General features: G+C 67.5%; 23 protein-coding genes and 1 pseudogene. 16 read left to right on the top strand and 8 right to left on the bottom strand.

Annotated elements, in window-relative coordinates:
• The first annotated feature begins 570 nt into the window (after positions 1-570).
• Positions 571-1,140 carry a response regulator transcription factor gene (locus ABGB08_RS51270; protein WP_347606770.1) on the top strand — a complete coding sequence of 190 codons (570 nt, stop codon included), beginning with the start codon at positions 571-573 and terminating at the stop codon, positions 1,138-1,140.
• A gap of 146 nt (positions 1,141-1,286) precedes the next feature.
• On the opposite strand, the gene ABGB08_RS51265 is transcribed toward ABGB08_RS51270, so the two are convergent.
• From ABGB08_RS51265 to ABGB08_RS51255, 3 genes are all read right to left on the bottom strand, one after another.
• Positions 1,287-1,538, bottom strand: coding sequence for a hypothetical protein (locus ABGB08_RS51265; protein WP_347606767.1), 252 nt, complete (start codon positions 1,536-1,538; stop codon positions 1,287-1,289).
• Between the two features lie 201 nt (positions 1,539-1,739).
• On the bottom strand, positions 1,740-1,955 hold the full coding sequence (locus ABGB08_RS51260; RefSeq protein ID WP_347606773.1) for a helix-turn-helix domain-containing protein: 216 nt from the start codon (positions 1,953-1,955) through the stop codon (positions 1,740-1,742).
• Positions 1,956-1,984: 29 nt separating this feature from the next.
• Complete coding sequence (locus ABGB08_RS51255; RefSeq protein ID WP_347606776.1) at positions 1,985-2,161, bottom strand: hypothetical protein; 177 nt, start codon at positions 2,159-2,161, stop codon at positions 1,985-1,987.
• Between the two features lie 559 nt (positions 2,162-2,720).
• Here ABGB08_RS51255 and ABGB08_RS51250 point away from each other — a divergent pair.
• The 5 genes from ABGB08_RS51250 (at position 2,721) to ABGB08_RS51230 (ending at position 8,525) form a co-directional block, all read left to right on the top strand.
• On the top strand, positions 2,721-3,926 hold the full coding sequence (locus ABGB08_RS51250; RefSeq protein WP_347606765.1) for a substrate-binding domain-containing protein: 1,206 nt from the start codon (positions 2,721-2,723) through the stop codon (positions 3,924-3,926).
• A 159-nt stretch (positions 3,927-4,085) separates the two neighbouring features.
• Positions 4,086-5,393 carry an extracellular solute-binding protein gene (locus ABGB08_RS51245; RefSeq protein ID WP_347606762.1) on the top strand — a complete coding sequence of 436 codons (1,308 nt, stop codon included), beginning with the start codon at positions 4,086-4,088 and terminating at the stop codon, positions 5,391-5,393.
• 186 nt (positions 5,394-5,579) lie between these two features.
• Positions 5,580-6,515 carry a sugar ABC transporter permease gene (locus ABGB08_RS51240; protein WP_347606759.1) on the top strand — a complete coding sequence of 312 codons (936 nt, stop codon included), beginning with the start codon at positions 5,580-5,582 and terminating at the stop codon, positions 6,513-6,515.
• Positions 6,512-7,387: a carbohydrate ABC transporter permease gene (locus ABGB08_RS51235; RefSeq protein ID WP_347606757.1), complete on the top strand. Its 876-nt coding sequence runs from the start codon at positions 6,512-6,514 to the stop codon at positions 7,385-7,387. Before ABGB08_RS51240 ends, ABGB08_RS51235 begins: the two co-directional genes overlap by 4 nt.
• A 124-nt stretch (positions 7,388-7,511) precedes the next feature.
• Complete coding sequence (locus ABGB08_RS51230) at positions 7,512-8,525, top strand: LacI family DNA-binding transcriptional regulator (RefSeq protein WP_347606754.1); 1,014 nt, start codon at positions 7,512-7,514, stop codon at positions 8,523-8,525.
• 219 nt (positions 8,526-8,744) lie between these two features.
• Here the strand turns inward: ABGB08_RS51230 and ABGB08_RS51225 are convergent, their stop codons facing one another.
• Both ABGB08_RS51225 and ABGB08_RS51220 read right to left on the bottom strand, forming a co-directional pair.
• On the bottom strand, positions 8,745-10,637 hold the full coding sequence (locus ABGB08_RS51225) for a hypothetical protein (RefSeq protein WP_347606751.1): 1,893 nt from the start codon (positions 10,635-10,637) through the stop codon (positions 8,745-8,747).
• Between the two features lie 16 nt (positions 10,638-10,653).
• Positions 10,654-11,478 carry a hypothetical protein gene (locus ABGB08_RS51220; protein ID WP_347606748.1) on the bottom strand — a complete coding sequence of 275 codons (825 nt, stop codon included), beginning with the start codon at positions 11,476-11,478 and terminating at the stop codon, positions 10,654-10,656.
• Positions 11,479-11,500: 22 nt separating this feature from the next.
• Here ABGB08_RS51220 and ABGB08_RS51215 point away from each other — a divergent pair, with 22 nt between their 5' ends.
• From ABGB08_RS51215 to ABGB08_RS51190, 6 genes and pseudogenes are all read left to right on the top strand, one after another.
• Positions 11,501-11,788, top strand: coding sequence for a hypothetical protein (locus ABGB08_RS51215; RefSeq protein ID WP_347606745.1), 288 nt, complete (start codon positions 11,501-11,503; stop codon positions 11,786-11,788).
• Between the two features lie 72 nt (positions 11,789-11,860).
• Positions 11,861-12,322, top strand: coding sequence for a hypothetical protein (locus ABGB08_RS51210; protein WP_347606743.1), 462 nt, complete (start codon positions 11,861-11,863; stop codon positions 12,320-12,322).
• Positions 12,323-12,413: 91 nt separating this feature from the next.
• A complete protein-coding gene (locus ABGB08_RS51205) occupies positions 12,414-12,848 on the top strand; it encodes a hypothetical protein (protein ID WP_347606741.1) in 435 nt (144 codons plus the stop codon).
• 124 nt (positions 12,849-12,972) lie between these two features.
• Positions 12,973-13,152, top strand: a pseudogene (locus tag ABGB08_RS51200) (Tn3 family transposase); the annotation flags it as partial.
• Positions 13,153-13,184: 32 nt separating this feature from the next.
• Positions 13,185-13,709: a hypothetical protein gene (locus ABGB08_RS51195; protein WP_347606738.1), complete on the top strand. Its 525-nt coding sequence runs from the start codon at positions 13,185-13,187 to the stop codon at positions 13,707-13,709.
• Positions 13,706-14,005 carry a transposase gene (locus tag ABGB08_RS51190; protein ID WP_347606735.1) on the top strand — a complete coding sequence of 100 codons (300 nt, stop codon included), beginning with the start codon at positions 13,706-13,708 and terminating at the stop codon, positions 14,003-14,005. Before ABGB08_RS51195 ends, ABGB08_RS51190 begins: the two co-directional genes overlap by 4 nt.
• A gap of 101 nt (positions 14,006-14,106) precedes the next feature.
• Here the strand turns inward: ABGB08_RS51190 and ABGB08_RS51185 are convergent, their stop codons facing one another.
• Entirely contained in the window at positions 14,107-15,465 is a 1,359-nt protein-coding gene (locus tag ABGB08_RS51185; RefSeq protein ID WP_347606732.1) for an ISKra4 family transposase, read from the bottom strand.
• A gap of 617 nt (positions 15,466-16,082) precedes the next feature.
• Between ABGB08_RS51185 and ABGB08_RS51180 the strand changes: the two genes are divergently transcribed.
• Both ABGB08_RS51180 and ABGB08_RS51175 read left to right on the top strand, forming a co-directional pair.
• Positions 16,083-16,685, top strand: a complete 603-nt coding sequence (locus ABGB08_RS51180; RefSeq protein WP_347606729.1) for a recombinase family protein — start codon at positions 16,083-16,085, stop codon at positions 16,683-16,685.
• Positions 16,686-16,993: 308 nt separating this feature from the next.
• On the top strand, positions 16,994-19,390 hold the full coding sequence (locus ABGB08_RS51175; RefSeq protein WP_347606726.1) for an ABC transporter permease: 2,397 nt from the start codon (positions 16,994-16,996) through the stop codon (positions 19,388-19,390).
• A gap of 260 nt (positions 19,391-19,650) precedes the next feature.
• Here the strand turns inward: ABGB08_RS51175 and ABGB08_RS51170 are convergent, their stop codons facing one another.
• Together ABGB08_RS51170 and ABGB08_RS51165 are read right to left on the bottom strand one after the other, a co-directional pair.
• The gene (locus ABGB08_RS51170) at positions 19,651-20,136 is read right to left on the bottom strand and encodes a Tn3 family transposase (RefSeq protein WP_347606723.1); all 486 of its coding nucleotides are present in this window, start codon (positions 20,134-20,136) and stop codon (positions 19,651-19,653) included.
• 10 nt (positions 20,137-20,146) lie between these two features.
• Complete coding sequence (locus ABGB08_RS51165; RefSeq protein WP_347606720.1) at positions 20,147-22,741, bottom strand: Tn3 family transposase; 2,595 nt, start codon at positions 22,739-22,741, stop codon at positions 20,147-20,149.
• A gap of 715 nt (positions 22,742-23,456) precedes the next feature.
• On the opposite strand from ABGB08_RS51165, the gene ABGB08_RS51160 reads away from it, so the two are divergent.
• On the top strand, positions 23,457-24,176 hold the full coding sequence (locus ABGB08_RS51160; protein ID WP_347606717.1) for a BTAD domain-containing putative transcriptional regulator: 720 nt from the start codon (positions 23,457-23,459) through the stop codon (positions 24,174-24,176).
• A 142-nt stretch (positions 24,177-24,318) separates the two neighbouring features.
• A complete protein-coding gene (locus ABGB08_RS51155) occupies positions 24,319-24,555 on the top strand; it encodes a sulfurtransferase TusA family protein (protein WP_347606714.1) in 237 nt (78 codons plus the stop codon).
• Positions 24,556-24,903: the final 348 nt, after the last annotated feature.

Below are 24,903 nucleotides of genomic sequence, written 5' to 3'. Positions count from 1 at the left end.
CTACGCTGCCTGGACGCCAGCGGCCGATGGCACGAACTCTGGCCGAAGATCCACAACCAGACACGAACCGCCTGACCCGCCAGAACCAGCCGACCCTGATCGTCACCTACAAATCTGTCGTGCACCCCCCCGGAGGTATGCCAGAGCGCCCTCGACGACCACGCGGACACGCTGGCCACCAGCTCGCAGGGTTGGACGCGGTCCTCGGGGTGATCCGCCAGCGGGTGTGCGCGACGCGGGCATGGCCGCCCAACGATCTGTCCCTGACCGATCGCGAGTCGGCGGTCCTGTCGCTGATGTCCACGGGCATCAGCGTGCACGAGACCGCGGCGCTCCTGCAGATCAGCTCCCGCACGGTGGAAAGCTACAAGCGGAGCATCTATCTCAAACTCGGCGTCAGCAACCAGGGGCAGGCCGTGTCCCGCGCGATCGCCATCGTCGACCGCCCCGTGCTGTCCCCCGCCTCCCTCGGCTCCGAGCCGGACCGGCCGGCGCTCCTGATGGTCGGCGGCGCCCCCGGCCCTTGCCGCGACGAGGTGATGCGAACTCGTCGCGCACCGGTGGCCGTATGTGTTCGCGCCGCTCCCTCAGACCGCCGGAGACGACCACTGGGCCCGCTGGCATCAGGGCCTGCTGATGGCGGTGCTCGCCGACCCCCGTCCGGCCGACTGGCTGCTGCCGAAGGCGTTCGGGGCCGTCTCGATTGTCGTCCAGTCCGCGCCACCTTGCCCGTCGGCGATCGCGTACGCTCTCCGGCGCGGCGCGCGCTCGCTGATCTGGCGGCAGGACCTGACCAAGGATCTCCTCGCGGTGGTACCGCTGGTGGCCCGCGGCTACCTGGCCGTGACCTCCGGGCCGATCGGCGGTGTGCAATCTCTGGTGGCGGTGCGGGGCACTTGGGAGGCGCCCGCCCAGCCGGGCCTGAGCACCCGCGAACATCAGATCCTGCGCCACGTCGCGTTGGGCCACACCATCCAGCAGAGCGCGTGGGCCCTCGGCATCGCCCCAAAGACAGTGGAGAACACCCGTACCCGGCTGTTCCGCAAGCTGGGGGCGCGCAACCGCTCGGACGCGGTCCTCATCGCCTCCCGTTTGGGTCTGGTGGATCCGTGCCTGGAAACCGAGGAGTCGGTTTCCTGATCCCGGTCTGGTCTCCAGCGTTCGAAGGTACAGGCTGAGCTTCTGCGGTCGGCTCCGGGTGGGCGGAACTGCCGCGTACCGCTTAGCTGCGGGCTGCCGTTCCCGGCGTTGGCAGCCGAGGGCAGGGCGGTCAGGTCGGGCGCGCCTCATTGACCACCCGCCGCACCCGACGACATGGTCAGTGCCTCGGCCTCCAACTGGCGGGCGGTTGTCACGGTGAAGGTGGCGCTCTCGCCCGGCAGCAAGGTGACTATTATCTCGTCCAGTGACGCCGCCGGGTCGGGCCGGTCGGGGAGCAGGGCCAGGTCCCGCAGCAGCCTGCGGGCCAGGACGGTGACGGTGTAACCGCCCGGGGAGGGTTGGACGTCGGCGTCATAGCGTGCGTCGGGAAACGCCACCAGCGTGTGTGCGGCGAAGAAAGAGATCGGGCGATGCCCGTCCAGGCGAGCGGGTGCGTGGGGTGGCCTGCCCGCAGCCGTCGCAGAGCAGATAGAGCACTGATAGTGGTTGAGGGCCGGCGCGCATCTCGCGCCAGAACGCGACGGTCAGGTCTCGGACCTCGCGCCAGCCTGTCGGATCGACGTTGCCGGGGCTGGTGGTCATGTCGTCGAGGTGCTGCTGAGCAGGGTGTCGTACTGGTGGACCGTGGGCGGATCTGGTCGGGTGTCGGCCGGCAGCGCGGCGGTCTGGGCGGCGAGGCGGTCCTCCGCGAGCTTCGGTGGGACGAGTTCGGGTAGCGCCTTGTAGAGGGTGCTGCGCGAGATCCCGAGCTGCTTGGCGATCGACGACATGGATCGGTCGGGCTCGGCGAGCAGTTGCAGCGCGTAGGCGATCTTCTCGACGGCTATCCGTCGGCGCGGTGCGTGGTCACCAGCGGACGGACCTCGGCCAGTCGCGGACCGCTCCAGCTCTCCAGGCCGATCGGACGCCAGATTCCCGCGGTGACCAGGGTCGGCCCCCAGTCCCCGGTGAGTGTCCATCCCGAGTGCAGAGATCGGCTGACGGTACGGCTGATGGTCACGAACGGCTCCTCATACGGTGGGCGGCTGCGCGGGCATGGCGGTCGACGGTCTCCATCGACCGCCGTCTCTCGCGTATCCACCGCGGGCCGTGCCCGCCTGTTCGCGGCGGGTGAGCGGTGAGGCCGACGACCGGTGTTTCTCCGGTTGGAGGCGGCAACTCCGGGCGGGACGCTCCCTTCCCCGCCCGGAGGGCTTTACCGCACGCCTGCCGCGTCCGCGGCCGCCTCCCCAGGCGGTCGATGCACGTATGGCTTCTCCCACGTCACCGTGCGCCGTTCGCACTTAACCGAGTAAGTAAGCCGAAGATATGGCGCCGATCACGGTGCTGTCAATGGCGTGTTACCGACTTCTCTCCCGTGACAGGCCGCGAAGCAGGTCGCGCACTCAACTGACCGGCCTATTCGCACGTCGGTGATCCAACCCTGAGCGGAGTGGTGGGGCAATAGGGCCAGAGCCGGTCACAGTCAGGTGAACGGCTGGCCAGGGTGGCGATTACGGTGGTACAGATGTCAGCCTACGGTTACTGAACCGAGAAAGTTCGGACGTGGAGGTTGGTCGATGCAGCGACCCATCATCGGCGACGCCGCCGGCGGGGCCGGGGCGTCGAGACAGGCCCGGAATTGGGACCTGCCCGGCGCCCGTGGGCAAGGCCTGGTGGTCTCGGCCGACCGGCTCCCGCGTGCGGACGATGCGCGGACCCCCGACCAAGGAGCTTCGGCTACCCGCGATGCTCCCGGTGCCACGAGCGGCGCCCATGCCTCACCGGCTCTGCGCGTCCTGCGGAGAGGCGATGTCAAGGTGGTCGGCCTAATCCTGCCGCGCCCGCCCACCGCGTTGGGCGGTGAACCGTTCGTCATGCAACTGATCAGCGGGCTGGAGGGCGAGTTGTCCCGCCATGGTCACGCGTTGTTGCTTCAGACCGCTTCGTGCGAGGAAGAGGAGATCGGCTTCTACCTCTGCTGGCGGCACGAGCGCCTGGTTGGGGGTGTGGTGGTGTGTGACCTGCGTCTGCACGACCGGCGGATCAGCACGCTGGAGGAGCTGAAGTTACCCGCCGTGGCGCTCGGACCGCCGATAGCCACGGGCCGGTTGCCGAGCGTGTGGTGCGATGACGCGGCAGCCATGGTCCAGACCGTGCGCTACCTGGCCGCACTCGGCCACCGCCGTATCGCCTACCTGGTCGGCAGCCGCCGGCTCGCGCACGTCTCCATCCGCGCCGACGCCTTCATCGATGCCTGCGCGGGGGTGGGCATCGCCAGGGCGGCGACCGTCTTCACTGACATGTCCGGCGATGCCGTGGCCCAGTCCACCCGACCGCTGCTGCGGGCCGCGGCGTCCCTGGGGGCGATGCCCACCGCGCTGATCTACGACAACAACATCATGGCCATCGCCGGCCTGGCGCTGGTCCAGCAGATGGGGCTGCGCGTTCCGGCCGACCTGTCCATCCTGGCGTGGGACGATGCCCCGATCTGCGCGTTGATGCATCCGCCGCTGACCGCGATGACCCGTGACGTCGCCGAGCGCGGATCATGGGCGGCCCGTACGTTGCTGACCGCCATGGGCATTGGCGAACGCACCGGCAACCGCGACGGTGGATCCGTGCCTCCTGGTGCCGGGGCTGCCGCCCACGGTGATGGCGGAGGTCCGGTAATCAGCCAGCCTGCCTTCCTGACGGTACGCGGCAGTACGTCGGCACCGCCGCACTCGGTCGAGGCCACCGTCGCGACGCAGAACCGCCCGCCCGGCCGGGAAACCTCGGTGTAACAGTTCTACATCAACCGCTAAAGAGGACTTTACATATCCCGTGACGGCGCGCAGCATTTCGCTGACCAGAACTAAAGCGCTTTATTTACTGCAGTGATCCCCGGTATCGCCACCTGTCGTGAATCCCCCAGAACGGAGACAACACATATGAGAAAGGTCATGGCCGGCCTTGCGCTGGCCGTAACGTTCCTGGCCGCTGCCTGTGGGAGCGGCCAGTCTGTCCCCGCCCCCAGCGCCGCGGCTCCAGCGGCACCGTCCGATCCCGCCAAGATCACGGGCGAGATCACCGTCCTGACCAACCGGACCGACCTGGTCACCGACGGGACGATGAAGAAATACGCCGACGAGTTCAACAAGACCTACCCGCAGGTGACGGTCAAGTTCGAGGGCATTACCGACTACGAGGGCGAAGTCAAGATCCGCATGAACACCGAGAATTACGGTGACGTGCTGCTGATCCCCAACGTGATCGCCCAGGATGACTACCCCAAGTTCTTCGAGAACCTGGGCCCCGCCGCCGAGATCGACAAGAAATACCAGTACACCGCGAAAGCCAATGTCGGCGGCAACGTCTACGGCATCCCCGTCTTCTCCGTCTCCAACGGGCTGGTCTACAACAAGGAGGTGTGGGCCCAGGCCGGGATCACCGACTGGCCTGCCACCCCAGAGCAGTTCCTGGCCGACCTGCAGGCCATCAAGGACAAGACCGAGGCCGTCCCCTACTACACCAACTACAAGGACGGCTGGCCACTGACCCAGTGGACCAGCGCCCTGGGCTCACCCTCCTGCGATCCCAAGGCCAACGACAACCTGGCCACCGCCACCGAGCCGTGGGCCGCGGGCAGCGACTTGAACATCACCGACACGCTGCTGTTCAACATCGTGAACAAGAAGCTGTCGGAGGAAGACCCGACCACCACCAACTGGGAAGACTCCAAGGGCCAGCTGGCCAACGGGAAGATCGCCACCATGTGGCTCGGCTCGTGGGCGATCGTGCAGATGCAGGATGCGGCCAAGAAGGCCGGCAAGGACCCGTCGGCGACCATCGGCTACATGCCCTTCCCGGCCCAGCCGGCTGGCAAGTTCTGCGCCATGGTCACCCCCGACTACATCAACAGCGTCAACGTCCACTCCAAGAACAAGGACGCCGCGCGCGCCTGGTTGCACTGGATGGCGGATGAATCCGGCTTCGCCTCCACCAACCAGGCCATCTCCAGCGTCAAGGGCGCTCCCCTGCCCAGCACGCTGCAGCCGTTCGCCGAGGTCGGCGTGCAGTTCGTGGAGTTGTCTCAGGCCCAGGCCGGCAAGGTCACCACCATCGACAACGCCTCGGAGGTCGGCCTGAACAAGCCCGACTACCGTCAGCACCTGATCGATGTCGCGCGGGGAGCGGCTCCCGGCGACACCGGCTCGGTCTTCGCCGACCTGACCACCAAGTGGGCCGCGGCAGTAGCGATGGGCGGCTAGCGGCCACCCGTGCAGTGACCCGCAGCCGATCTCCTGCTGGCAGTCCGCCGGTCCTTTCGACGACAGGACTTTCGATGATAGAGCGGCAGGTCACTGCAGCATCGGACAAGGCAGCATCATGATCCGGGACGGGCGAGGCAGCCGATCGCCCGTCCCGGGGCTCGGCACAGGCAAAAGGACAGACCGATGGCCGTCATCCGCTTGACTCCGCGCACCTCCACCCCAGCCGCGGGGCCGCAACACGCCGCTCCCCCGCGCCGCAACTGGCGGCGGTTCACCCCGTGGCTGTACCTGGCGATCCCCTTGGCTCTCCTGGTGACCTTCACCTACGTGCCGGTCGCCAACATGATCTCCTACAGCTTCACCGACTGGGACGGGGTCAGCCCCGACAAGCAATACGTGGGCCTGGACAACTATGCCCAGCTCTTCACCCGCCCCGAACTGTTCCAGGTCTTCTTCGTGAGCCTGTTCTATCTGGTCGGATCCTTCCTCCAAATCGCTCTGGCGCTCTATTTCGCGACCGTGCTCAGCTTCAATGTGCGGCTGCGTAACTTCTTCAAGGGCGTGCTGTTCTTCCCCTACCTGCTCAACGGCGTGGCGGTCGCTTTCGTCTTCCTGTACGTCTTCCAGCCCGGCGGGACGCTCGACACGCTTCTGGACTTCTTCGGCGTCGACGCCAAGATCTTCTGGCTCGGCGATCCCGACCTGGTCAACATCTCCCTGTCGGGGGTGTCGATCTGGCGGTACCTGGGCCTGAACTTTGTGCTCTTCCTCGGCGCCATCCAGTCGATCCCCGCCGAGATCCACGAGGCTGCCGAACTCGACGGCGCCAGCCGCTTCCAGGTCTTCCGGCACATCATTCTGCCCGGCATCCGGCCGATCATCAGCCTCAGCGTGATCTTGGGGATCTCCGGGTCGCTGTCGGTCTTCGAGATCCCCTACATCATGACCGGCGGCTCCGGCGAGACCAAGACCTTCGTCATCCAGACGATCAAGCTTGCCTTCCAGTTCAACAAGATGGGCCTGGCTTCCGCGGCCGCCGTGGTGCTGCTGGCGCTCATATTGCTGATCACCTGGATTCAGCGGCGGCTCATCCCCGAAGAGAGGACCTACACGCCATGACCGCCCCCCTCCTGCAGTTGCGGCCCCCTTCCTGGCGGACCAGCCCGCAGGCGCGGTCGCTGGCCATCGCGCTGAAATATCTGTCCCTGGCGGTCGCCACAGGAATCGTTCTGCTGCCGCTCCTGACGGTGTTCATGACGTCGCTGAAGACCGCCGAGGAAATGGCGCAGGGCGACATCTTCGCGCTCCCGGACAACTGGCTGAACATCGCCAATTACCAGACGGCGTTCGAGAACGGCCACATGCTGCTGGCCTTCGGCAACACCGCGTTCATCTTGCTGTTCTCCATTACCGGCACCATCATCATCGGCACCATGGCCGCGTACGCGATCGACCGCTTCCACTTCCGGCTGAAGAAACTGGTCGTCGGCCTGTTCCTGGTCGCCACGCTGGTCCCCGGAGTCACCACGCAGGTGGCCACCTTCAAAGTGATCGACGCGTTCGGCCTGTTCGACACCCGCTGGGGGCCGATCCTGCTCTTCACCGGCACCGACATCGTGGCCATCTACATCTTCCTGCAGTTCATCCGCAACATTCCGTTCTCGCTGGACGAGGCGGCCCGGCTGGATGGGGCCACCTCCTTCCAGGTCTACCGCACGGTGATCCTGCCGCTGCTCAAACCCGCGATCGCCACCGTGGTGATCATCAAGGGCATAGCCGTGTACAACGAGTTCTACATCCCATTCCTGTACATGCCCTCCGAAGAACTCGGCGTGATCTCCACCTCGCTGTTCCGCTTCAAAGGGCCGTTCGGCGCGCATTGGGAAATCATTTCCGCCGGCGCGGTCCTGGTGATTTTGCCGACGCTGTTCATCTTCCTGGCACTGCAGCGTTTCATCTACAACGGGTTCACCGCCGGTGCCACCAAATAGGGCGCCCAGCCCCAGTGAATGGCGAGGTTCGGCACGTTGGGTACAGTGGGCCCCAAGCAGGTAGGAGCCGCCCCGCGGCACACCGGTTCGGTCGCCTACCGCCCGGCCGAAGGATGACCTCCACGTGAAGCGACTGACGATCAGCGACATTGCCAAGCGTGCGGGAGTGTCCATCGGTGCCGTGTCCTTCGCGCTCAACGGCCGTCCCGGGGTCTCCAGCCAAACCCGCAGCCGCATCCTGGCCATCGCCGAAGAGATGGGATGGCGGCCCAACGCCGCCGCGCGGGGCCTGTCGGAGTCCCGCGCGCGTACGGTCGGCCTGGTCATCGCCCGCAGCGCCGACACCCTCGGCGTCGAACCGTTCTTCATGAAGTTCATCGCCGGCCTGGAAAGCGAGCTCGCCGTCTCCCGCACGGGCCTGCTGCTGCAGGTCGTGCCCGACCACGCCCGCGCGATCAACGCCATGGGCGCCTGGTGGGCCGAACGGCGCGTCGACGGGGTGATCGTCACCGATCTGTGGGCCGAGGACGCGCGCCTGCCCCTGCTGGAGGAGATGAGCATTCCGGGGGTCCTGGTCGGCCGCCCGCACCCGGGCAGCCGACTGCCCGCGGTCTGGAGCGACGACGCCGCGGCCGTGACCGAGACCGTCGACCACCTCGTCGCGCTCGGCCACCGGCGCATCGCCCGGGTCGCCGGGCTGCCGGCGTTGGACCATACGCGGGTGCGGAACGACGCCTTCCACGCCGTGCTGGCACGCCACGGCCTGCGGCCCGCCGACGTCATCGACACCGACTACACCTGGGCGGCCGGCGCCGATGCGACCCAGGAGCTGCTGTCGGCCGACCGGCCCCCCACCGCGATCATCTTCGACAACGACGTCATGGGCACCGCCGGCCTGAGCGTGGCGCGAAAGCTCGGCGTCAGCGTCCCGGACGAGCTGTCGATCGTGGCCGGCGACGACTCCCAGCTGTGCGAGATGGTCTTCCCCGCCCTGACGGCGCTGTCGCGCGACATCCAGAAGTATGGGGCCAACACGGCCCGAACGCTTCTGGCCCTGCTGGACGGCGCCACGGTGACCTCCTTCCAGGACGCCACGGCCCGCCTGCTGATCCGCGAAAGCACCGCCGCCCCGGCCTGAACCGGGTCTGGTCTACCCGGGGAAGGAGGCCGAGTCATGTGCGTACCGCTGGAGTCCGGACAGGCAGTGGAGGTCCGCGGCGATCAGCCTGCTGTGGGTTAGGTGGTCGTCCTCGGGGCAGACCGCGTGGCTGGGGCATGGCTAGCCGGCAGGGGCTGGTCCAGCCGAGCCTCGTGGCCGCGGAATCGGAATGCCCGCGGCCACGAGGCCCGCTCGTCGTCACTCGGCGCGGAGTGTTGCGATCAGCAGGGTGGCGTCGTTGTTGAGCAGTTCGGCCGCGGCCGCTGTGACATCAGCGAGGTGCCGCTGGAACTCCTCCAGCTTCTTGATGGCCTTGGCGGGCCCGTCGTGGTCGAGCCGCTGCTCCGCCTGCTTCAGGTCGTCCGTCAGGCGGGCCGCCGTCTTCGCCGACAGCTCTCCCGTCGTCGCGTAGTGCCGGACCACATCCTTGATGGTGGCGACGCTGACCGGCAGGTACGGGATCTCCACCCGGTCCAGCTGGGGCGTCAGGCTGTTCGCCAGCCCAGGGAATGTGATCTTTAGGTATCGCGTGTCGACCGGTAGCCGGGCCAGGTCGTACCGCACGCGATACCAGTATCCGTACACGCCCGGTCCCTCGCCGAACCGTGCGACGTTGGCCGTGGCCGGCGTGAAGTCGGTTCCGTCGCGGGAGACTGACAGGAGGAAGTCTCCGTCGAGGTTCTGGAAGTACGTGAACGCCCGCGTGGACAGCGGGTTGCCGGCGATCCTGTACACGAGGCTCTGGTCCGCTGCGGCGGTGGTGCGGGCCACCCGGGCGAGGCGCTCGGAGAAGACGCGGTTGTTGGTCGTCTGTGTGTCGAGATTGCCGGTGTGCTGGAAGGTCTGGGATAAGTCCGCCAAGTCGTCGACGATCGACAACGAGGTGGCGCGCACCGGGCCGACGACGTTGGACGGCGGGGAGAGGCCGGCCTCGTCGCGGGCGCGGACCCGGTAGTAATAGCGCTCGCCGAGGGTCACCGACGTGTCGTTGTAGATCGAGGTGTAGGCGACATCGTCGTAGACCTCGGGGTTCACTACCGTCCACTTGCCGTGCGGCGAGGTGGCGCGCTGGAGCACGTACGAGCGGGCCCCGACCGACCCCTGCCACGAGATGGCGGATGGCGAGGAGATCGGCAGCAGCGTCGGCGGCGCGGGCGCCTTGATGGCCGGCGGGTCGATGCCCTGGATCGCGTACGCCTTGGTCCGCAGCAGGTTCATCACGCTGGACTCGTCGTAGCGGTCACCGGACGGGAAGCCCGGCCAATGGTAGGAGCGCAGCAGGAAGAACGAGCCGGAGCCCTCTTCGCCGTGCCAGTAGAAGCCGCCGTCGCGGTTGTGCGGTCGCAGCCCCCACAGCTGGCCGCCGGAGGCGCCCGTCGAGATGATCGTGTCCATGATGTTGCCCAGGATCTCCGTGGTGGAGAATCCGAACTCGAAGGTGACGTAGGGCTTGATGCCGGCGGTCTGGTCCTTCTGATTGATGATCCGCTGCACGGTGATGTTGTTGAAGTTGTCGTAGATGCTGGTGGCGACCACATCCACGTACGGGTTGGCCAGATCGCTGGCACGGATGTTGCCGCGGGTGGTGTGGTGCATGATCAGGTGGTTGTGGTCGATCGAGCGCAGGTGGGAGCCCATCTCGGTGATCCAGGTGTCGGTGGCGCTGTTGAGCTCGTTGCCGTACGCCCAGGCTAGAACCGCCTTGTCGTCTTTGTAGGCCACGCCGGTGATCGTGTTCACCCGGTTGAGGGTGTAGGTGAGGATCGCCTTGAAGTCCGCCCTGGTCGTCTGGTTCGTCCAGTACTGGGATGGATCCACCCCGCGCAGCGCGGCCAGGTCGGTGTAGCCGCCGTGCCACGGGAACTGGTTGGTGATGGGGATCACGACGCGCACCCCAGCCTCGTTCGCGGTCGCGAGGATGCGGTCCAGGATCCGGAAGCCCTCCTCGTTGAACGCCGCCGGATTGACCGACCCGTCGGGCAGGCTCGGGGCGGCCACGATGTGGCGCGGTGTGCCCGGGCGGTCGATGGAGCGGAGGACCGACAGGCAGTAGATGCGTGTCGCCTGGCCTCCCAGGAGTTGCTTAGCCACGGGCACCTTGGATCAGCTACCGTCGCTCACCCCAACCGCTCAAACGCTGGTGAAGGACTTCCGCGAGCACGCTGCAGCCCTGGGCCTGGATGAACAGGTCAACCGGATCGCCGCCCGCAGCCTGCGGATCCTGCTGGCCCGGATCGGCACCGACGCCGCCATCTGGTCGCTGCCGGCCGACCGGCCCGGCACCAGCGCCCGGCACATCCTGAGTTTTCTCCAGCACCAGGGCATGGTCATCCCCGACCCCGCCCGCCAGGTCGACTCCCACCAGCAAGCCATCGAGCTGCGGCTGGCCGAACTGCCCACAGCCATCGCAGGCGAGCTTCGCCGGTGGGTGCTCGTGCTGCGAGGCGAGGGCCGCCGCGAACACCGCGCCATGCCATTCGAGACGATCCGCAAATACCTCGGCTACATGATCCCGGTCCTGAGCTCCTGGGCTGGACGGGTCTCCAGCCTGCGGGAGATCACCCGCGACGACGTCCGCGACATCCTCAAACAACGACCAGGGCAGCCCGGGCTGGACCTGGCCAGCGCCCTGCGCAGCCTGTTCCAGGCGCTCAAGCAGGAACGGCTTATCTTCCGCGACCCGACCCGCGGGATCAGCATGTCGGCAGTCGTCCGCCTTCCCGTCCCGATTCCCACCGACCGGCTCCGCGGTCTGATCGACAGGGCCGCCGGCACGATGGCCCAGCTCGTCGTCGCCCTGGTCGCCATCCACGGCCTCGGCAAGGCCGAGACGCCCCGTCTCCTCCTGGACGACATCGACCTGCAGAACGGGACACTGATCGTCCGGCGAGACCTGGCCCGTCACACCATCTATCTCGACGAGCTCACCCACACCCTCGCCGTCGCCTGGCTCCGTGAACGCCGCCGACGCTGGCCCCGGCACCGCCAACCCCTACCTAATGGTCAGCCGGCAGACCGCTGTCATGGAGAGCCTGCCGCCGATCTCCAGCATGGTCATGACCGACATCTTCCGTCCGCTCGGGCACAGCCCGTCCAAACTGCGCCAAGATCGCATCCTCGACGAGGCCCGTCACACCGCCGACCCGGCCCACCTCATGCGCGTGTTCGGCATCAGTGCCAAGACCGCAATGAAGTACGTCTACGCCGCTCACCCCGAACGGCGCTCCACCCTGCCCCGATGACCTCTCGGAGCGACCTCGCAGCCCGAGGAAACTCTCTTGGCGCCTTTCGGGGGCGACTGTCAGGCTGAACTCGTGCCCGGCAACGCCTTCTACTCCGACCGCATCGGCCAGTCCCTCCCACGGACTAGCGAGGAGATCTCGCCGCTGGCCTGGCGCGGCATCGCCGTGCTGATTCAGCAGCGACTCGACGACGGCTCGCTCGCGCGTGTCTTTCCCGAGTACAACTGCCCGGATGACCCCGGACGCAACGCCATCACCGGCACGGATCGAAAGCACTTCCTGCACGCCCTCGAAGCGCACGTCCCGAGGCTGGCCGAGCAGCGCTCGGCACCAGATGACGAATGGAATAACCCGCCGCCGTCCGGCCTTCCGCTGGTTCCGGACAGACCACCAGACACCGCCACTGCCCTGGACGTGATCGACTTCGTCGCTCTCCACATCGACCAGCCCACCCAGCTTCAGCGGCCGCCACACCGGGTACTTTGCCCACCCGCACTACGCCTTCGACACAAGCGAGCACGACCCCTTCATTGACGGTCCGCTCACGCCAGGGCAGGCGCGGTTCCAAGACGACATCGAACAGATCTTCAGACGCAGTGGGATCGCGTTCACCCTCGGCAGTGACATGCGCGTCCACCGTCTCGGGCCACCCGAAGCACGCACCCTGATCTCCGACTTCCTGCCGAACACAGGCGATTCCCAGCTCGATGAGCTGCTCAACGACGCTGTCTCGCGGTTCCTCTCACGGATTCCTGCAGCCCGTCAGGACGCGATCGAGAAGCTCTGGGACGCCTTCGAGCGCCTCAAGACCCTCGAACGCGGCGGGCAGAAGAAGGCGTCCCTCGCCGAACTACTCCAGAACGCCGCACCTGAGCCATTCCGAACTGAACTCGACAACGAGTTCAGGGTGCTTACCGGCGTCGGTAACAACTTCAGGATTCGGCATCACGAGCACGACAAACACGCACTGCCCGGTGGTGACGCCAGGGACTACCTGTTCATCAGGCTCGTCAGCATCATCGCCTTCGTCCTGCGCCAGACCGGCCGCATGGCAAGCTGAGGGACGACGCTGCCGCGATAGGTTGCTGCGAACCCGCCTCGCCGCAGCGAGAATGCTTGAGATGATGCGCAGGTTCCGCTTGGTCCTCAGCCAGGATTCCGCGAACCCGCGCGCTTCCCGCTACGGCGTCATGATCTACTGGCACGTCGACAAGGGCCGCCTGTGCGTCTACTCCCAGCTCAAGTCCTGTTCCTCCTCGGAGGTCGCCGCGGTGATCGAGGGCCTTCTGCGGCACTCGACGAACGCCGAGATCGAGGCGAACTACACCGACACCCACGGCGCGAGCCTGGTCGGCTTCGCCTTCACCCAGGCCGTCCACCGGCGATCAGTCCGCAGATGCGTGAGCACATCTGCCTGATCGCCAAGACGGTCCCCGCCGGATGGGGCATCACCGGGCACTCCACCTGGAGCCTGCGGACCCTGGCCGAGCACCTCATCACCCGAGGGGTGGTGGCCGCGATCAGCCGTGAGCACCTGCGGCGGATCCTGCGGGCGGGCGGAGTGACCTGGCAGACCACCACAACGTGGAAGTCCTCCACCGACCCGGACTTCATCGCCAAGATGCAGCGTGTCCTGGACCTCTACGACCACCCGCCCGCCGATGGGCGAGTGATCTGCCTTGATGAGTTCGGGCCGTTGAACCTGATGCCCCGCAAGGGCAAACGCTGGCGGCCGGTGGGCTCGCCGGCCCGGCTGCGGGCCACCTACAACCGCTACAACGGCGTGATGCACATGATGGCCGCGCTCGATCTGGCCACCGGCAGGCTGTATTACCGGATCCGCAAACGCAAGCGCTGGCGGGAGTTGCTGTCCTTTCTCAAGACGCTGCGCGTCGCTGGCCCGGCGAGAAGCTGTATGTGATCGCCGACAACTACTCACCCCACAAGCATCCCCAGGTCCGGTCCTGGGCCGTCGGCAACGACATCGAACTGGTGTTCCTGCCGACCTACGGCTCCTGGCTGAAGTGGATCGAGTCAGAGTTCGCCGCACTGCGCTACTACGCGTTGAACGGCACCGACCACCGCAGCCACGACGAGCAGAATGCGGCAATCGGTGCCTACGTGCGCTGGCGTAATGCCCGAGCCCAGCCCAAGACGAACTTCGCCGCCAGCTCACCTGTCAGAAGCTGGACCAGTTACCCGGCCAAGGTTGCGTGACGGGCCACTAGCCATCCCCGGTTTGGGCCCATGCCACGGGGTGCACGACAAAAATGTAGGTAGTGATCTTGGTGAGCTGGGGTTCTGAGTGACGGTGTGATTCAGATGGCTCGCGGGCCTTGGGTGAGGCCGCTGTGGTCACTGTCGGTGGAGGGCCAGAGCTGGTCCCAGCGGCCGTCGCAGGGCTGGGCGGCGTGGGCGCAACGAAGCGTAATGATCGCGTTGGCGCCGTGGACGTTCCATCGCATCCCGGCGTGTTTGACGCGCTGGGCGATCACGCTTTTGCAGGCGGCTTCGACGGCGCCGGAGCCGACGAACAGGCCGAGGCTGCGGAATCGGGCGTATCGCATGCGGTGGGCGTTGGTTTCGAAGTAGCCGAGTTTCGTGTCGAGTTCGGCGGCTTTGATGCCGGTGAGCGGGTAGGTGCGGGCGGCTGTGAGGATCGCGTCGATGTCGCCGGCGTCGAGTTCGTCGCGGCGCTCGGCGAGCCAGCTGTCGCGGTCGCCTGTGATGAAGGCGAGGTGGTCGGCCAAGTCGGTGAGGTGTTCGCGGGCGTGGTAGAGGTCGACGATCTGGGTGGCGGCCGGGTAGAGGCGGTCGGCTTGGTTCCAGATCCATTTGGCGCCATCGCCTATGACGATGACCTGACGGATGTGGTCGCCGTGGCGGCGCAGGTATTCGGCTTCCAGGATGGGGTCGAACTCTTCGGCCGCCTCGAAGGTATGGACGTAGCTGGAGGAGTTGTCGTCCATGAGGGGGCTGCCGTTGTTGTCGAGCTGGTTGGAGGTGAAGAAGCGGGCGAGTTTGACTTCGCGGGTCTTGGCGATCCCGCCGTTCTTGCCGGTGCGGCCGCTGGTCTGGTCGGGGCGGACCGGGGTGCCGGTGCCGTCGATGGCGATGTAGAGCTTGTCGGGCAGTTCCGTGATATCGCCGCACGGCAGTAGTTTCAGGGTGCCGTCGGCGATCGCGGTGGCCTGCTCGATGACGGTGCCGGCGGCGGCGGCACCACGGGCCTTGGCGACGCGGCCGAGGCGCTGCGCGTTTACCTCGATCCCAGCGAGCTCGCGCACCAGTGCGGCGGCCGGCGCGAACGCCTCATGCTGCCCAGCCAGCGATAACATCTTCTCCGCGCCCCTCGTCAGGCTGGTGCTCGCGACACCCAGCTGCTCATCGCGGGGAAAGACGCCAGTGCCGCAAGCGGCGCAGTGATAGTAGGCCCGCATGAGTGTCACGTCGCCGAGGGTGGTCAAGATGGTCTTGGGGCGATAGTCCACGAACCGGGCCTGATGCCCATGTCCGCAGTCGGTGTGCCCACCTTCGTATCCCCGGTCGGCGTCGAGCAGCAGGTGCGCCATCTGCGCCCCGCTGTGCAGCATCTCCGCCTTGATGACCTGCTCGATCCCGGCGAGCCCGCCGCCGTCCTGCAGCAGCGCGGCGGCCTGGGCCGCCAGCGCGGTCACTTCCCCGGCGAGGACCTGCGCGATCTCGTCGCGGACCTGGTCCCAGAGCCCCCTTTTCCCCGCCGTCGGCGGGGGCGGGGGCGGGGCCGGATCCCCGGCGGCCCGTCCCGGCCGCTTTCGCGGCTCTGGCCTCGCACAACGCTTCGCTGACCGTGCTCACCTCCTCCACCAGATCGGCGAACTGCTGGTAGGTCGCGACCTGCTCCTTTACCGCCTCCAGCTGCGGGCCCGGCTTGTAATGCGTGTTCACCGTTTTGCCGGCCACCCGGCGGGTCAGGTTGTACTGCGGGCCGTGCCCGCGATGCCCAGGGCTAGCGCACGCGCAGTTGCTCTTCCCGCACTTGCGGTACACGGGGGTCGAACAACATCTCCGCGAGAACGCACGTTAAGCGCGTTCGTGGTGGTCAGCGGGGTGGCTGTGAGGCCCGGGTGTGCGGGTGCTTGGCGTGCGTTCTCGTGCGGCTGCAGCTCGACACGGTGATCTTGTCCGGAAGTCACCCGTAACGGACAAGATCGAATACAGGAGTCCGGAACCCGAATCTGATCTCTAGGGCCGTCCGGAACCCAGTCCGGAATCAACGTTCTGAAACCTCCGACACAGATCCGGGTTTCGGTGCATGATCGGCATCATGAGTCGTCTTCCCGCACATCCCCTCGCCGGCCAGAGCGTCGGCTATGCGCGTGTGTCGAGCGTTTCACAGAATCTGGACGGGCAGACCGATGCGTTGGCCGCGGCGGGTTGCGCGAAGGTCTTTGCCGATACCGCGTCGGGGAAGCTCACCGAGCGGCCCGAGCTCGCGCTGTGCCTGGGGTATCTGCGGGCCGGGGACACGCTGGTGGTGTGGCGGCTGGACCGGCTGGGCCGGTCGCTGAGACATCTGGTGGAGACCGTGAACGCGCTGGCTGAACGGGGTGTGGCGTTCCGGTCTCTGCATGAGGGGATCGACACGACGACCAGCACCGGACGGCTTATCTTCCATATTTTCGCTGCGCTCGCTGAGTTTGAGCGGGAGCTGATCGCGGAGCGCTCGGCGATCGGGCGGCAGGCCGCGCGGGCACGGGGCAGGGAGGGCGGCCGCCCAGCCAAGTTGTCTCCGGAACAGGTCAAGCTCGCGCGGGCCCGGTATGAGGGGAAGGATGTCTCGGTGTCGGAGATCGCCAGAGCGTTCGGGGTGGGGCGCGGCACGATCTACCGCGCTCTGGAACAGCCTGCTTCCTGACCCCGACGTTCGCCGACGGCCAGCAGCCACCAGGCCACTCCGCCCACCAGCAGCGTAACCGGGACGATCCACCAGGCGGCGGACTTCGGCGTCCGCAACTGCGGAGGCAACACCACCTCCACCGGAACCGCGGCCAATCCAACCGTCGGCGGGTCGGCATTACGGGGTACGGCGCGGCAGTAACGGCATGCCCTCCATTCCAGCCGCCCGCACGGCTGGCGGGCAACCGGAGGGGTAGCCCGCTGGCGGTCTGGTCGGTAGTGGCTCATATTCGGGCTGTCCGCGGTGCCGCTTATCGAGAGGCCGCCATGAGGTTCGCCCGTGCCTGGCTGACGCTCGTCGCCGCCCGGAACTGGCGGGCCTATGCTGGGCTGGCCGTGCTCGTCGCGGTCGTGCTGGCCACGGTCCTGGCCGCGGTCGCGGGGGCGCGGCGTGGCGCGTCCGCGCAGGAACGGCTGCTGGCCGGTGCCCTGCCCGCCGACATGCTGGTGCAGAGCCAGGTGTCGGACTTCGACTGGGATCTGGTCCGGGCGCTGCCCGGAGTCGCGGCGGTTGCGCCGCTGGCGGTGTCGGCGGTGAATGTGGAGGGCGCGCAGCTGGGCTGGGACTCCGTGCCGCCCGCCGGGGCCGAGATCTGGAGGTCCGTTGAACGCCCGGTGGTGCTGGCCGGGCGGCTGCCTGATCCCGCTCGCGCCGATGAGGTGGTCGTGCTTCCCCGATTCACCGAGACGTACGGCAAGGGCGTCGGCGACGTGGTGGTGATCCAGCTGAGCACGCCAGCGGAGGTCGACCTGGTCGGCGACTCGTCCGGGTCATCCGCCCGGCACGGGCCGAGGATCGTGGCGCGGATCGTGGGCGTGATCCGGTCTCCGTACTTCGTCGACCAGAGCGGGAGCCGGGGCGCGCTTCTGCCATCGCCGGGGCTGTTCCTGACATACCGGGAGAACTTCATCGGCGCCAAGGGGCGCGGCGGCTTCACGAACGCGCTCGTCCGGCTCGAGGGCGGGGAGAGGGGGATCCCGGCCTTCCTGGACGCCTTCACGGCGCTGGCGGGCCGCCCGACCATCGAGATCGACAACCTGGCGGACCTCCGCCGCCAGACCGACCGGCTGCTCGGCTACGAGGCCGCCGCGTTGCTCGCCCTCGGCCTGGCCGCGCTGGCCGCCGGGGGACTCATGTGCGGCCAGTTCACGGCCAGGCTGGTCGGGGCGGCGATACCCCGGTTGCTGACCCTGCGCGCCGCCGGTCTGGCCCCCAAGCAGGCGGTTGCCGCAGCCGCTCTCGGCCCGGCGCTCGCCGGAGCCCTCGGCGGGGCGGGCGGCGTGCTGGGAGCGGCTGCGGCGTCCCCATGGCTGCCGATCGGGGCCGCCGCCGTGTACGAGCCGCGCCCGGGTTTTGATCTGGACTGGGCTGTGCTGCTGCCCGGCTTGTTCGCGGTGTCCCTGGCGATCGCGCTGGGCGCGGCCGTCTACGGCCGGGTCCTGCTGGCCGCCGGGCGCTCGCCGGGCCGGACGCCGTCCGTGATCGCGGTCTTCGCGGGCCGCCGGGGCTGGCCGGTGCCGCTCCAGAGCGGGCTGCGCTTCGCCCTGGAACGCGGCCGGGGCCTGGACCCCCAGCCGGTCGGTTCGGCGCTGGCCGGGACAGTGGGCGGGGTGCTGGGCGTGCTGGCGGCGCTGACCTTCGCCACCGGCGTGCACGACGCGGCCACCAATCCGGCCAGGTATGGCCAGACGCACCAGCTCATCGTATTCCTCGGCTTCGGCGGCCAGGGCACGCCGCCGGATCGGGTGATGGTCGCGCTGGCCGCCGATCCGGACGTGACGGGAGTGGAAGAGCGCCTCTCATCCAGCGCCCGCTCCGGGCACCGGACCTTCAGCCTGTACCGCTACGCGCCCGGAGACCATCCGATCCCGGCGGGGGCGCTTCAGGCCGGGCGGCTGCCCGCGACCGGCCATGAGATCCTGCTCGCCGCCCTGACGGCGGACAAGCTCGGCGCGGGCGTCGGCGACCGGGTCCCGCTCACCGGCCAGGTGGGCTCCCGCGACTTCACCGTCACCGGTGTCGGCTTCGTTCCTGAGGGAGTGGCCAACAGCTACGCGGATGGCGCGCTGGTCACCGCCGACGGCTACCGCGCCCTCTTCGCCACCCACGAGATCGACGTGCTCCTGGTCACCCTCCGGCCCGGCGCCGACGTGGCGGCGGCCACGGCCAGGCTCGGCCGTGACGCGAGCCTGGCCGCGGGAGGGGCCCGGCTGGGTGTGGTTCCTTTCTTCAAACCCCGGCAGCTCACCGACATTCAGGGGATTCCCGCGCTGCCGATCGTGCTCGGCGGCTTCCTGGCGGCGTTGGCGCTGGCCGCGACCGGTCACGCGCTGGCGGTCGCCGTACGCCGGCGGCGGCACGAGGTGGCGGTGCTGCGGGCGCTGGGCATGACCCCCGCCCAGTCCCGGTGGATCGCGCTGACCCAGGCAGGGGTGCTGGCGTTGATCGGGCTGGTGGCGGGGATGCCGCTGGGCCTGGCGCTCGGCCGGGTGTTGTGGCGGGCGGTCGCCGAGAGCACGCCGCTGCTCTATGTCCCGCCGACCCCGGTGGGCGCACTGCTGCTGATCGCCCCGGCCACGCTGTTGGCCGCCGCCGTTCTGGCGGTGTGGCCTGCCAGGACGGCGGCGCGCATCCGGGTGGCGGACGTGCTGCGGGCGGAGTAGGCATCCTCCTCCTGGCGCGGTCCGAACCCGGACCGGACGCCGACACACTCGCCGGCCTGTCCATGATCGAGTTCGCCGTCGGCGGTCTTAAACGGTGCTTGGCTAGCGATCTTGGGACCTTAGCTGCCGTGTTAAGCCGGTGATCGCAGGTGCGTTCAGGTCCGCGATGTTCAGCTGGGAGGAGTGGGGCGCGGCACGATCTACCGCGCTCTGGAACAGCCTGCTTCCTGACCCCGACGTTCGCCAGCGGGCACCCCGGATCATTCCTCGTCGTCGGTGTCGCCCTCGTCCGGGGCATCGGGGTCACGGAGGTCGCGTATGGCGCCCTCGGCGAGTTCCGGGACGGCGAAGGAGTATTTTCCGTGGACGTTTATGTGTTTTCTCATGTAGGGACTGAGTCGGGCGACGTCCTCGTCTTTTACGGGATATCCTTGAGCACGTAGCTGCTGCAGAGCTGCGTCAATGTAGACGGTGTTCCAAAGGGTGACGCAGTTAAGAACCAGGCCGAGCGCGCCCAGTTGGTTCTCCATACCTTCCCGGTATCGCTGGAACAGTTCTCGACGGCGGCCGTGGAAGATTTGCTCGGCGAGGGCGTGTCGTCCTTCTTGGAGGTTCCGCATTCCTTTGATGCCGCGCCGATACGGTTCGCTGTCGATGATCGATAGGATGTGCAGGGATTTGAAGAGGCGGCCGTAGATGGCGATCGCTTCGCCGAGCGCGGTGGGGTACCCGTCGCGTTGCAGCATCCTGACCACGTCATACGCGCTGACCTTGGTGGGTGTAGATCGAGGCGATCAGCCGGAGGATCTCCGGCCAATGCCGGCGGACCTTCCCCAGATCTAGCTTCCCTCGGGCGAAGGTGTCGAGTGGCCCGTAATCAGCGTCGGTTTTGGTTCGCCACCCCTTCTGATCGGGCAGGTCTGCCAGCGCGGGGCGGTATTCGATCCCCATCAGTTGCGCGATTCCGAAGACCAGGTCGGAATATGATCCGGTGTCGGTGATGAGGACGTCGGGCAGATCGTTTTCGTCTTCATTCCTGGAATCAGGGTTGAAGAACAGGTCGATCGCGTGGAGGCAGTCCCGGTCGGTGCCTGCCACGATTTTGTGTCCGATTCCGAATGCCTGGTCGTTGATCGCGTTCAGAAATGTCATGCCGCGTTTGGGTCCGAAGTATTTCCGGTTGGGTCTGGCGAACAGGGACGGGACGGGGACGACGAACCGCATCCCGTCGATCGCGGCGACCAGCCCGCCGCCGAGGGCTTGGGCGAAGCCGATCCCGGCCTGCTTGGCGATCAGGTGCGGGTTCGCGGCCGCGTAGTTGGCGGCGCCCAGGTAGGTGGCATCGACATGGCCCATCCGGCGGCGTTCCAGCGCGGGCACGCCCTTGACCGCGATCGGCGCGTACCCGATGTTCAGCGACTGTCCGGTCAGGCAGGCCGCCACAGTGATGTTCAGATCGGCCAGGCGGGACTCCCCGCCCGACAGCGAGGTCAGAGAAGCCATGAATTCGGGTACCCAGCCCATCACCTCCAGGATCTGCTCGCCGATGTCGATCCGGGGCAGCATCCCGGCGGCCCGCTTGCGCAGGTCGCCCAGGCTCGGCGGGTCCTCGATGGCCTTGTCGCTCGTCACATGGATCTTGCCCTTGTCATCCACCCGGACATCGGTGTTGGCCGCCAGCCGGCCACCGACGTAGCAGTAGGCCTCGTCCAACGTGATGACGTGCTGTGCGAGCAGCGCGTCGGGGTCCTCCGGCAGACCCAGCGAGGTGAGCACCCCGTCCTTCACCACCTCCCACGCAGCCCCGTCGAGCAGCTGGGCCCGAGGGTTGCGCCACCGGGTCGAGGTCTGGGCGTAGATTTCCCGGCGTTTCAGCAGCCGCTGGAACTGCTCCAGGACGCACAAGGTGTAGGCGCCGCGGTCCACGCTCCCGTCCGGACGAGCGGGGTGGCCGAACACCAGGTGCTTCCACGGGCCGGGCACCACGCCGGGGTGGATGCGGTTGTTCTTCACCCGCCATAGCGCGGAGGAGTCCAACTGCTCGGCCAGATCGGTCATCGCGGCCAGCACCGGCGCGCCCTCTGCGGTCGCCCCGAAGCTGATCGTCGGGGTGAGCATCTTGACGAATCCCGACACCGTCGCGATCCGCTTGGCCAGCTCTGACCGCCAGTCTCCTTCCGGGGCGGCCTCGGGAGGCGGCACCATCCCGTTCACCGTGGTCACCGCCGCCCGCACCTGCGATCGATCCAGACGGGCCTCGATCGCCTCCCACACCGCCGATACCCGGATCTCGTCCTCCGGCCCCCACACACGGGAATCCAGCAACGCCTCCGCCACGATCGACAACACCGCGGAGGCTTTGGCCAGCCGCGGATGCTGGACCACGGTCTGCTTGTTGTCCGCCAGCTTGGCCTTGCCGACCAGCTCAGTCGCCATCAACAGATCCAGCAGGTCCAGAGCGTCGTCGGTCGCCTTCGCCTCCAGATGCGCGGCCGTGGCCACCAACGTCGCCAACCGGCGCGGATCGCCATGCCGCCTCAGCTGGGCGCAGCTCGCGTTCATTCCGTACCGGGCCAACTCGGCCAGTCGCCGCGGCGACACCGTGGCGTCCAGGGCCACCCGTGACAACCCCGACCCCAAGATCTCCGCCACCCGGCTCAACGCCTTGACCATCTCCGGGCCCGACGCCCGCGACGGACTGGTCCGCCACCGCTCCAGCTTCGACACCCGCATCCCCGCCGGCACCACCAGCAGGGCATCCAGAGCCGCCCACTGCTCCGCCGTCAACGCCGCCACCAGCGTGTCCCACAGCCGGCGCGTCGCAGCCTCCCGCACCCGCGTGACCAGCCGGGCCAGCGTCGAAACCCCGGGCAGCAGAACGTCCCGTTCCCGCAACCAGCCGGCCGCGTCCACGAAGATCGCTTTCGGGCCGTCCCCGGTCACCCACGCCCGCTTGTCGATCCACACCGACAGTTCCGCCTCCACCGCGGCGAAGTCCTTCAACCCCAACGCCTTCTGGATCTTCCCCGCGTGCTCACGGTGCGTCTGCTCACGCTGGGCGTACAACTTCAGACACGACGCATCCGCTACCCCCAGCTGCTCCGCCAGGAAGTCGATCGCCACCGTCGGCACCCCGTCCAGCGGATCAGGCAGAAACCGCCCGATCCAACGTGCCGTGGCCAGCTGAACACTGAACCCCAGACGATTGTGATCACCCCGCTGCTTCCCTACCAGCTCGCGATCACCGTCATCCAGGAAGAAGAACTGCTCCAGATCCGCCTGCGAGGGCACATCCCCATACCGGCCGAACGCCGCCGCTTCTCGCTCAGTCAGGAAATCCACCGTCGGCATGGACCACAACGTAGGACCGAACCCCACGAACCAAACCCCAAAGCAAGCGAACCGTTACGGACCGTTCACAGCCCAGCTGGCTGACCTGGATCTTGTCCGTTACGGTGACTTCCGGACAAGATCACCGTGTCGAGCTGCAGCCGCACGAGAACGCACGCCAAGCACCCGCACACCCGGGCCTCACAGCCACCCCGCTGACCACCACGAACGCGCTTAACGTGCGTTCTCGCGGAGATGTTGTTCGACCCCCTACACCTCATTCAGGGCGCCGCGCCGGAAATCGGGCAGCTGTGTGATCGCGGCGAACAGCTGTGCCCGCAGCCGCTCCAAGCCCCGGATGTCAGACGGCAGCTCAGGCACGATGACCTCCACATCTGAGTCGGAACATCACTCAGACTAATCCACGACCTGCGCAAGGGCTAAGACCTCACAATCGTGTCGTGCACCCCATGCCACGTTCTTACCGCGACATCCCAACCCCTTGTCAGCTAGGTGAGGCGAGCGACTATCGGAGCAGGTTGCCCCGGGCTTCGCCCGGTACCGAGCGGTTTTCCGTGCTGAGCACGGATGTGCGGCGGCTCAAGCCCGGGTTGGCTAGCGGGCATACCCCAACGCGCGATCACGAAGGTCGCCGGACTGAAAGCGCCGCCGGACCGAGATGCCGGTGGCCTGTTCTGACATGTGTTGGGTTCAAGCCGAAGTGTGGGGTGAGTTGATGGTGAACATCCGGCTGCTAGGTCCACCGGCCCTCGAACGCGATGGTGTGCCGGTTCGCCCGCCGCGAGGTCGCAAGGCCTGGGCACTGCTCGGCTATTTACTGCTGGCCGAACGACCACCCAGCCGCGAACGGCTGGCCAGGCTCCTGTTCGGTGACGCCGAGAATCCCCTGGGGGCCCTGCGCTGGACGCTGGCCGAACTGCGCCGGGCCGTCGGCGTACCCGGGATGCTCAACGGCAACCCCCTCGTGGTGACGCTCGGAGAGGAGGTGACCGTGGACCTTCAGCTGCTCACCGGCGAGTTCAACGGGCCGGTTTGGTGGCTGGACTTCCGCGGTGACCTGCTCGAAGGCGTACAGCTGGCTTCCAGTCCCGAATTCGAGTCGTGGTTGCTGGTGGAGCGGCACCGTGTCTCGGCCATGGTCGAAGCGGGGCTGCGCCGGGCGGCCGCCGCTTTGCTGGTCCAGGGCCGTGCCCGTGAGGCACTCGCCTACGCCGGGCGGGCTGTGGCCCGTAACCCGCTGGAGGAGGCCAACCATAGACTGCTGGTACGAAGCCTGGCGATGACGGGTGACCGGGCAGGGGCCCTGCGGCAAGTCTCGATCTGCGAGGATATCCTGCGCCGCGAGCTGGGGATCGACGCCCCGGCAGGGCTGCGGGAGGCAGCGGCCACCGCGTGGAGCCGGCCGTGGGACACACGAACACGGCAGGCGGTGTAGCCCCGGAGAACTCGCCACGATCGAGCACGATCCAAATGGCGGTGAAACTGAGAGAGTGAACCGGATTCAGGTGGAGATGGGAAGCGCATCAGGGCGGCACGGCGCGCCTGTCGTCCTAGACGGCGGGGATCGCCGTTGCATCGTGCTGCTGATCGAGCTCCGTCGTCTCACCGAGCGCCTGGCCGCAGGCACCGTCGTGCATGTGATCGCCACAGACCCGGCCGCGCCGATCGATCTGCCCGCCTGGTGCCATCTGACTGGTCATACCTATCTCGGCCCGCTGCGGGACACCTCGCCGCCGCCCACCTATGTTCTGCGGGTCCAAGCCGGCACCCGAGCCACTGAACCAAACGCGCCATGGCGCCTCACTAGCTCTTGAGGTGAGGCACCGGACCGCCTTCCAGCCGGTCCGGTGCCTCACCTCAGCGCTTGAACGGCTGTCGTCCACAGGGCGGCCGGTGCGGCTGAACGCCCAGACGTGTCAACAAGGTAGAGATCGTGAGCGGAGAAGGCCAGGGTTAGCGAAATTGTCATGGGCGCCCCCCAGGGATGGGCTCCCTTTGCCCTGCGGCCGATCCTGCTTGCACTGTGATCGATCTATCTAGATGAATGAGTCCAAGGGTTCGCCTGCGGAAATAGAGCGAGAGTGTCCATGATCCGTTTGTGACGACAGACCTGAACACCCTCGCAACCGCACTCTATGTCAGGATCGACGATGCGCTGAAGG

Source organism: Acrocarpospora sp. B8E8 (assembly GCF_039871605.1).
Lineage (GTDB): Bacteria > Actinomycetota > Actinomycetes > Streptosporangiales > Streptosporangiaceae > Acrocarpospora > Acrocarpospora macrocephala.
Note: the sequence above shows the minus strand (reverse complement) of the source record. Positions and strands in the feature narration are given on the sequence as shown.